The sequence below is a fragment of the Streptomyces cavernicola genome (assembly GCF_029968035.1).
Taxonomy (GTDB): domain Bacteria; phylum Actinomycetota; class Actinomycetes; order Streptomycetales; family Streptomycetaceae; genus Streptomyces; species Streptomyces cavernicola.
The window spans coordinates 1-9,187 of record NZ_JASCIQ010000082.1 but is presented as its reverse complement, the minus strand read 5'-3'; the positions used below and the strand labels follow the sequence as shown (position 1 = coordinate 9,187).

Here is a 9,187-nt window from a genome sequence, read left to right as displayed (position 1 = left end):
AAGTCGATCGCCCGGTGGCTGGCCTGAGGACCGGGGGAAGTTGTCCTGATCTCAACCAGCGCATGTCCAGGGCTTGAAGTGCGTTGATCTCTTGGGTCGTGAGGCGGGCGATGCCTCGGCGTCGTTCGGACAGCCAGCGGCGCAGCAGGAGCGGATCGCTGGGGTCGTCGCCGCGGTAGGTGGCGGGGACGGCGAGGTGGTGGTGGGTGCGCCAGAACAGGTAGGCCTCGCGCAGTCCTTTGTGGAAGGCCCAGGCGGAGTATCCGCGGGGCCGGCGCAGCAGGTGGGCGAGAGGGTGGCGCAGGGGGATCTGGTCGAGGAGTTCGCGCTGGGTGGTGGTGAGACGCGGCAGGGCGGTGATCTGGTCGGCTAGCCACCTGCTGTGCAGGTTGCGGGCCTGTTCAAGGCTGAGGTCGGGGAAGGGCAGTTTGTTGCGGCGGGCGGCGGCCAGGACGGCGGCGTAGGAGCGGCGCCATTGGCCGGTTTTGTCCCAGGGGCTGTTCCACCAGGGGTAGATCTCGGTCAGGGCACGCTGGTAGCAGTACGGCAGGGAGGCTTCGCGGGCCTCGCGGCGCCGGTCAGCGAGCCAGGTGCCCAGCGGGAAGCCGTCGTGGGTGTCGGTGGTGCGGGGCACGAGGTGGCCGTGGCGGGCGGTGTAGTCGCGGGCGATGGTGAGGGCGTACTCGATGCTGGTGGGCGGGTGTTCCCACTGGATGTCGAGATGTTCAAGGGCTTCGGCTCGCTGCGGCAGGAGCATGCCGTGCTGTTTCAGGGAGCGTTGTCTGCCCACCCACCAGCCCAGGTAGAAGCCGTTGGACGTCCGGTAGCGGCTGGGGACGTTCAGGTGGCCGTGCATGTCGTGGAAGGCGCGGGCTTGTTCGTGGGCGGCGTCCCAGACCTGGTTGGGGGCGGGGGTGTGTTTGGGGTGGAGCAGGTCGATGAGTTCGTCGGCGCGCAGCGGCCGGGCGGGGGTGTAGGGGCGCGTGGTGCGTTGTCCGTTGTGGAGGGTGACGCGGGTGAAGACGAGTTCGTCCCAGGCGCTGAGGCTGATGAGGATCTGGTGCAGCAGGTGGAAGCTGGTTCCTTTGACTCCTTCTTGGAGCTGCTGGCCTGGGCTGAGGTAGACGGGGACGACGATGCGGGCGATCTTGCCTTGGCCGGGGGTCTGGCGCAGGGCTCGGCCGATGGCCTGGAGGATCTGGACGGGGCTGCTCTTGGGGTCGGCGAACAGGATGGAGTCCAGAGAGGGGATGTCGATTCCCTCGGTGAAGCAGTTGCAGTTGCTGAGCACGGCTCTGCGCGGGAGGTCCTCGTCTGGGGGGCCGTGGGTGGGGGTGTCGATGAATTCCTGGACCCGCTCACGGCGAGCGACTGCGCCGAGGCTGCTGTGGACGGCGTTGCTGGACAGGCGGCAGCGCATGGGGGTCGGCATGAACTGCGCGGTGGCGGTGAGGGTTTCGGCGAAGACACAGGCGTCGGCGATGTAGGTGTGGAAGGTGAGGGTGCGTCTCAGGTCGTAGAGGTGCTGGGCGCGCAGGAGGGCGATCTGTGCGGCTGCCAGGCGCAGTCCTTCACTGGTGGTGTCGATGCGTTCGGGGTTGCGCAGGGCTTGTCTGAGGTCTTCCTGGGTGACTTCGACGGCGACGACCTCGTAGTCGGCCAGGAGGCCTTCTGCGATCGATTCGGCCAGGGAGAGACGGTAGACGACCGGGCCGTACAGGCGGGGGTCGTCCATGGACGCGATCACGTCAGTGCCCAGGGTGTCCGAGTCGGCGGTGGGGTCGAGGACGCGGGGTGTTGCGGTCATGTTCAGGCGGTGGCGGGCGGGGAAGAGGTCGTCGTCGAGGACGCGGGCCCAGGCCTTGTTGCCGTCGCCGGCGGTGCGGTGTGCCTCGTCGCAGATGATCAGGGCCCACCGGGCGAGATGGAAGGCGCGGTGGGCCTGTTCGACCTTCTCCTGTGAGTGGTAGGTGCAGAAGACGTTCAGGGGTCCGAAGGCCGCTGCCTGTGCGGCGTGTTGGGCGAGTTCTTCGGCCGAGTTGATGCGCAGGATGCCGCCGGGCAGCGTAGGGCTGGCGTCTTCGTGGCAGACGGTCAGGTACAGGCCTCGGCGGCCTTCACGCTGCCAGACCTGCGCGGTCTGGTAGAGCAGCTCGATGGTGGGGGCGAAGAGGATCACGTTGCCGTCGCCGGCGGTGCGGTGGGCGATGTGGAGGGCGACGAGGGTCTTGCCGGTGCCGGTGGCCATCACGACGGACGTGCGGGCGTGGTGGTCGAGGAACGCGGAGACGCTCGCGTCGACAGCGGCGGCTTGATGGCCGCGCAGCTCGGTGACGAGCTGATCCTCGGTGGCGGCTGAGGTCACCGGCGCCCCCTGATGCTCGCGTGCCTGGATCTTCATGGTCCGCACGCGAGTTGGGGCTCGGTTTGTCTTTCCCGGAGCGGTTCACCCTTTCCGGCATATCGAGCGGGCGGGACGGTTCTCGGCCCGCGGCGCGGAGCAGCATGAGGGAATGCCGCGCTCGCGGCAGCAGCCACCGGCGGGGAGGGGCTTGGGGAGGTGAGCGAACTGGCAGCTCCTGCTTGGCCGTTCGGCCCGCGTCAGCCTCTTCCGGTGCGGGTGGAACCGGTACCGGGTGAGTCGACGGGCAGTTTCGTCAGCCGGCTGGCACACGGCCAGGGGCTTGGGCTGGAAGAGCTGCTGGAGCGTGTGGGCTTCGGGCAGGCTTCCACGGATCCGGTGCGGGTGCGGGCCTATCCCTCCACCACCGAGATGTACGTCAACGAGCGGGGACTTGAGTATCTGGCCGTACTGGCCGACAGCACCCCGCGGGCGCTGCAGGAGGTACTGCCGAGCACCGCAGCCGCGCACCTACTGACGGCGGAGCAGGAGGATGCGGTGTGGACGTGGCCCTGGCAGGTGCGCGAGGGGCACCTGGTGCCGCTGTGCGGAACGTGTACCGCCGCCCGTGGGGTGCGGGAGACGGTGTGGATGATCAGCCCGGACCGCTGGCGGGTGTGCCTGGAGCATCTTCGGTTCACCGACAGTGACGGCACCGGGGGTGAGCGCGGGCTGTCGCTGAAACTCCTGCCCGAGACGGTCGCCGCGCACCAGGAGCGGGAAGCGCTCAGCCGGCCATACGGTGCGGCGGGAGAAGAGTTGTTCGCCGACGCCTTCCAGATCACGGTGCACTGGTGGACGCACCTGCCCCACACGACGCGATGGGTGCAGCGGGCGCGGGATGCGGGACTTCGGGCGCACGCTGTGCCCACGGCGCCGCTCGTGCTGATGCCGGAGGCAGCGGCCGTGGCAGGGCATCTGGCGGCCTTCGAAGTCTCGGGCCAGCGGGACAGCAAGGCTCGTGCACGGTGGTTGGAGGAGCTGCGCGACTGCATGGACCGGTGGGGTGTCGACTTCACCGTCGGCCGCTGGGCACTGACCGACTGGCTGCAGCGGCACAGTGCTCCCGCCGGCCCTCCAGGCACCGACAAACCAGCCATGACAACAGCCCCTCAGGCGCGACACGTTCGATCTGGTCCGCCGAGTGCTGAAGAGTTGCGGCAGGTACGTCTACGGCTGTCTGCCGGGCATGAATGCGCGGAGCAGCCCACGGGGGTATTGGGGGTGGCCTCGTGCCTGCCCTGGCAACTGGGAGACCCGGCATGCGAGATGTGACGCCCGGCAATAGAACACCAGCGCCCGCGAGGCCCGTCGACAGACGAACGCCCGGTACAGACAGGGGTGTTGGGAGCGGAGGGTCGCGAGTCGGTGCAGTACCACGGCCACGGCAGGGGGCGGGTGGCGCGGTGGAGGACATCGGCGACGTGCAGGAAGCAGTGGCGGCGGACACGAGGCGGGGCATTACGGCCGTGTACCGCGCGCCGTACGGGCCGCGGCTCTCGTGCAGTGCGGGCCTGCTGCGGGGGCTGGCGCTGGAGGAGTTCGGGCCAGTCACCGAGCCGGTGCCCTACCGGGGCCGCAGAGGCGTCATCACCTACTGGCCGGTGGCGACACGGGATCAGACCGTGGTGTGCGCAAGCCTGCGGCAGTGGCGGCTCGCGCTGGAGCTGGACTTCGAGTCGGCCTGGGCGGCGTTCAGCGCGAACCCGGTGGAACTGCGGTGGCAGACAGACGGCCAAAAGTACCGCTGGCGCCCGGACTTCATCGCACGCACATCAACCGGCAGGCGTGAGGTGCTGGTGCTGAAACCGTCCGGCCAGGAGAGCCTGCCCGCGTCGAGGCTTGAGGTGCTGAACGACGTCGCGCAGGCGGCCGGGTGGCGAGTGCGGCAGGTGCGTGAGCCATCAGGGCTGCGCGGGCGCAATCTCGTGTGGCTGACCGGCTACCGGTTTCCTGCATGCGGCGAGGACGGCGGGGAGCAAGCGCTGCTGGAGGCGTTCGGGGAGCCGACGGGCCTGCGGGCGGGTGTGGCGGCGAGCGGCCTGGATCCGCTGACGGGCCTGGATCTCGCCTACCGGATGCTGTGGCGGCAGCAGCTGCTGTTCGACCACAGTCGGCCGCTGCTACCCGACTCCCTGGCCTGGACAGTGAGAGACGCGGTAAAGGGAGCAAGGGGCGCTGATGAAGGCTCGTGGAGGCGGGTTGGTGGGGGCGCTGTCGATCGGGGCACGGGTGCGCTGGCAGGAACGTGTGTGGGAGGTGGTGGCGTGGCAGGGGCCGCAGGTCACCCTGACGCCACACGACGGCAGTGGTGAAGCACCCCGTGCGGTGTCCTACCGGTGGCTGGTGGGTGCGGCTGATTTCGCTGTCGTCGATGCCGGAGGCGAGCCGAAGCCTCCCGCCGGCAGGACCGCGAGACTGGCGTTGCCGGCGGCGCTCTCTGATGCCGAGCGGGAGCAGGCCCGGATCTGGCAGGCGCGCATGGCGGAGATCGACACCGGGCTGGCACCCGGCGCACGGGTGTCGCAGGACGGGTTCGGTCCGGATACGACGCTGGCACAGCGGTGCACAGCGATGTCCGAACGGCTGGCCGCCGCCGGAATCAGCTACTCGCCCCACACGCTCGCCGACAAACGGCGTACGTGGAAAGAGGCAGGTGAAAATCCTGCCGTCCTGCTGCCCAGACCTCGGTGCAAGCGGCCGGGCGGCTTCACCGATCCGCGGTGCCTGACCGCTATGCAGGAGGTAGTGGCCCGGCACGCGCATACCTCAGACGTCACCATCGAAGTGATCCGTGAAGAGGTGGAAGACCTCCTGCGCGCACGCTACGGCGACGAGTGTGATGATCCGGTGGCTGGGGCCGCCCTGCTGCCGTCGCGTTCCACTTTCTACCTGCGCATGAAGGAATCCGGCCTGGCCGATGTTCTGGCCCGGCCGACACGCGCCCGCACCACCCTGGCCTCCATCCCGCCCCCGCCCCACGGCGGACGCGAAATCGTGCTGCGGCCGGGGCAGGTCACCCAGGTCGACACCACACCGCTGCGGATCCTCGCCCGCGGCGACGACGGCCGGCCCGTGGCCACAGAATTGACCGTACTCATCGACGTGGCCAGCCACAGCGTGTGCGCCCTGATGATCACCCCCAGCCACGCGAAAGACACCAGCCGCGGGCAGGCGGGCCGGGCCACACGGGCCATCGACCTGACCCTGATGCTGGCGCAGGCCTTCGCGCCCTGGCCGGTGATGCCCGGCTGGGACCCGCTGTCCGCGGCCGCCGCCTCCGCGCTGCCGTTCGGGCAACTCGCCGCGGCAGACGAACGGTTCACGAAGGCCACCGCCGCCCGGCCCGTCATCCACCCCGAACTGATCGTCTACGACCAGGGCAGCCCGTATGTGAGCGAGCACTTCACCGAAGTCTGCGACCGGCTCCGTATCGCCCGGCGCCCGGCGCGTAAGAAGACTCCCACCGACAAGCCGCTCGCCGAACGCTTCTTCATCACCCTCGCGCACGGCTTCAGCCAGCACGTCCCCAACGGCTGGGCCGGCCGCAGCCACAAAACGCGCGGCCGCGGCATCGACCGGATGCCGCTGTACACGATCGCTGAACTCCAGCAGATGGCACAGGAATGGGTCGCGCTCGAGTACCAGCAGACTCCCGATGCGGGGCTGCGCGACCCCTTCAGGCCGCACATCGAGCTGTCCCCCAACGACATGTATGCCGTGCAGGTCGGGCGCTGCGGCTACCGGCCGCTGCCGCTCTCGCCGGCCGAGAACCGCTTCTTCCTGCTGCCTCGGTGGGTCAGGCCCGGCAAGAGCGGCTTCATGATCGATTATCGGGTCTATCAGCCCATCACCGAGAACGCCGGACGCTACCGCCGCCTTCTGCTGCGCGGCGGCTCGAAACTGCCCGGCCGTGCGGACCGGTGGGAGTGCCGCTACAACCCGTATCGCCCCGAACGGGTATGGCTGCATGACCACACCACGGGCACCTGGATCACCTGCGACTTCAGACTCCGCCACCTGCTCACCGACCCGTGGACCGCCGACATGTGGGCCGAGCACGCCGAACAACACCAAGCATCCGGCGGCAGCCAGCAGGACCAGGAGGCGATCGCCCTGGCCCTCGCCCAGCGGGGCAGGCGCCGGCGCTCCCGCAGACCGCCGCCCAAGCGCACCGGGACCGAACTCCCCTTCCAGGGAATGGAGTTGGACACCGAGCAGCCGGCCGAAGACCCCTACGCCGGTCTTGAGGACTTCGACCTGTCGACACTGCGGCCCTACCCCGCCCAGCCCATCTCCCCCCAGGCACCGCCGCGTACGGCCGCATGCCCGGCGTTGCCCGCAGGCGCAGACGGCACAGACAGGCAGCCCGAGGACAGGCACGCACCGCACCCGCTCCACTCGCTCTTCGGCGATGACGACGCCGACAGGGAGCCGAAGCTCCCCACAGCCGGGGCGCCGGCATCGGACGGCGAGGTGGTCGAGGCCGAGCTCCTGGACGATCTCGATCCACACGACGAAGACGGTGAACACGATTCCGGGTGACGCAGGGCAGGCAGAGCGAATGGCGCCGCCTCAAAGGGCGTGAAGGACAAGCCCTTTGGGCCGATGTGCGCAGTCCTGCTGCCCCGCTTCAGCCTGTCTGCCGCAAAAGCGGCGGGCTCGAACTACGGTGAAAGGGCACCAAGGATGAAGGCATCCGTTCAGCTGCGTGAGGCACGAGAAGCCCGACTGCGCCAGCAGCTCAAGGACACCCCGATGCGGCCACTGCCGCTGTTCCAGGTCACCGGGTGGAACCACTTCGTCGACGACGACGTCACCCCACCCGCCCTGACCACGGGCACCGCTCCCCCACCGAACCGGAAGAGGGACGAGGCGGCCATCGCCTACCACCGGCATCTGCGGATGGTGCCCACCGACGCGATGACCCACATGCAGAACACAGTCGTCGACGCAATCCACCTCAACAGCGGACGCCGCGACGGATTGATGGACCACGTCATCGACGGACCTCCCGGAACAGGCAAGACCTGCCTGCTGCGGGCCATCGGACGCACCGCACACAAAGAGATCGAAACCGCCCAGGGCGGCAGGCAGCCCCACCAGATCCCCGTCGTCCACATCACCACCCCCGCCGACCCCGAGTCGAAGGTGAACTGGATCTGGGAGATCGCCTCCTACCTCGGCGTCAGCCACGAGCCCAAAAGCATCGCCGAAGTCCTCGAGCTGCGCCGGCACCCCGACCACACCCTGTCGGTCAACTACATCATGGAGACGACACAGACCCGCCTGCTCCTCATCGACGACATCAACCGCGCCACCCCCGGACAACTCGCAGGCGTGCTCCCCTACTTCGACTACCTGCGCAACAAACTCGGCATCACCCTCGTCTACTGCGGAACCGGCGCCAGCCACCTCATCCACCAGGCCCGCAACCTCGCCGACGACCTGGCCCGCGTCAGCGAAGAAGACCAAACCCGCCTGAAGCAGGCAGGACACACGACCTCACCAGCCCCGCCCTCCCCCGCCGCGCTGCTCCCGGTGACCTGGCTGCACCCCCTGCCCCTGAACACCGAAGACCCGGAAACCTTCCGGAACGTACTGGCAGGCTTCGAGAACGACCTGCGCCTGTACCACCTCGAAGAACACGCCCTGACCCGCCACGCCGTCGAACTGCACCGGCACACCGGCGGCCACTTCAAAGCCCTCGCCCACATCATCTCCACCGCCGCCGTCACCGCGATCCGCACCGGCAGCGAAAACATCACCCTCAAAGAAATCAACACCGCCGCAGCCCAACTCAGCGCCTGAAACACATCGGCCGGCCCACAGCCCGAACCCCGCCCACGGCTCCCGAAGCACCCACTGGTCGATGAGCAGCGCGCCCCCGGTCGTCACGCAGCTTTGGCCCCTTCACGAAAACCCCGAACTCGCAGCAGCGCGACCTACGTTGGCGTGCGGGAAAGCCGCTTGGCTCCTGCCCTGCAGAGCGCTGATACTTCGTCCAATGACGACCGAATCACCCCGCTACGGAATACGTGCCCTCTCATGGACCACCATCCAGGCCGACCAGTACCCCCAGCACGGCCCGGACACCGCTTCCTGGGACGGAACCCAAGCCGCGGAACTGAACCGGCTGAGGGGCCTGGTGGTAGTGCAGGCCGCGCAGACCGAGGCAGTCCTCGGCATGATCCTCTCCCGCCTCGACCCGGTTGCCCCCATCGACCAGCCCGCGGGGCGCCTCCTGAACCGCATACGGCAGAAGATCGACGGCTTCTGCGACACCGAATGGCCACCAGCGCTCGACCTCATCGACGACGCCGTCAAACGGCGCAACCGCGTAGTCCACGACAGTCCGACGATCGGCAGGGTCTGGCGCGAGTACGCCACCGGTGGCGGCGAATGGGTCCACGTCACGACAACACTGGGTGATGAAGACTGCGACACCACAACCCTCGTACGCGACCTCGACCTCCAACAAGCAGCGACCACCACCGCCGTCGAAATCCTCAACTCCCTGACCGTCCCGACCTCATCTGACTGACACCCCAGCCAGGAACGAACAAACACCACTCCCCAAAGACAGACCACAGCCCACCCACAAAACGAAATCCCGCACCGATCACTCCATACCGAAACGATCACCACACCCACACGCCAAACCCACCCCCACCCACCCCCCGCACCCGCACCACAACCACACATCCCGAAACAATCACCACACACCCAGGCCAACACCCCACCCCCACAAACCACCCCAGTGATCACCAACGGATTTGTCACCGC

General features: G+C 68.4%; 6 protein-coding genes. 5 read left to right on the top strand and 1 reads right to left on the bottom strand.

Annotated features, from left to right (window positions below; genetic code table 11):
* The coding region (locus tag QIS96_RS37405; protein ID WP_282547353.1) for a DEAD/DEAH box helicase at window positions 1-2,401 on the bottom strand (2,401 nt) is incomplete at its 3' end.
* Between the two features lie 159 nt (window positions 2,402-2,560).
* Between QIS96_RS37405 and QIS96_RS37400 the strand changes: the two genes are divergently transcribed.
* The 5 genes from QIS96_RS37400 (at window position 2,561) to QIS96_RS37380 (ending at window position 8,945) form a co-directional block, all read left to right on the top strand.
* Window positions 2,561-3,676, top strand: coding sequence for a TniQ family protein (locus QIS96_RS37400; protein WP_282547352.1), 1,116 nt, complete (start codon window positions 2,561-2,563; stop codon window positions 3,674-3,676).
* Window positions 3,677-3,807: 131 nt separating this feature from the next.
* Complete coding sequence (locus tag QIS96_RS37395; protein WP_282547351.1) at window positions 3,808-4,716, top strand: TnsA-like heteromeric transposase endonuclease subunit; 909 nt, start codon at window positions 3,808-3,810, stop codon at window positions 4,714-4,716.
* Window positions 4,607-6,946, top strand: a complete 2,340-nt coding sequence (locus QIS96_RS37390) for a transposase (RefSeq protein ID WP_282547350.1) — start codon at window positions 4,607-4,609, stop codon at window positions 6,944-6,946. Before QIS96_RS37395 ends, QIS96_RS37390 begins: the two co-directional genes overlap by 110 nt.
* A 144-nt stretch (window positions 6,947-7,090) precedes the next feature.
* A complete protein-coding gene (locus tag QIS96_RS37385; RefSeq protein ID WP_282547349.1) occupies window positions 7,091-8,212 on the top strand; it encodes an AAA family ATPase in 1,122 nt (373 codons plus the stop codon).
* Window positions 8,213-8,408: 196 nt separating this feature from the next.
* The gene (locus tag QIS96_RS37380; RefSeq protein ID WP_282547348.1) at window positions 8,409-8,945 is read left to right on the top strand and encodes a hypothetical protein; all 537 of its coding nucleotides are present in this window, start codon (window positions 8,409-8,411) and stop codon (window positions 8,943-8,945) included.
* Window positions 8,946-9,187 lie beyond the last annotated feature (242 nt).

Bases quoted from the DNA above. Each gene is read 5' to 3' on its own strand.
- QIS96_RS37385 (WP_282547349.1), top strand. From the start codon at position 7,091: ATGAAGGCATCCGTTCAGCTGCGTGAGGCACGAGAAGCCCGACTGCGC.
- QIS96_RS37380 (WP_282547348.1), top strand. From the start codon at position 8,409: ATGACGACCGAATCACCCCGCTACGGAATACGTGCCCTCTCATGGACC.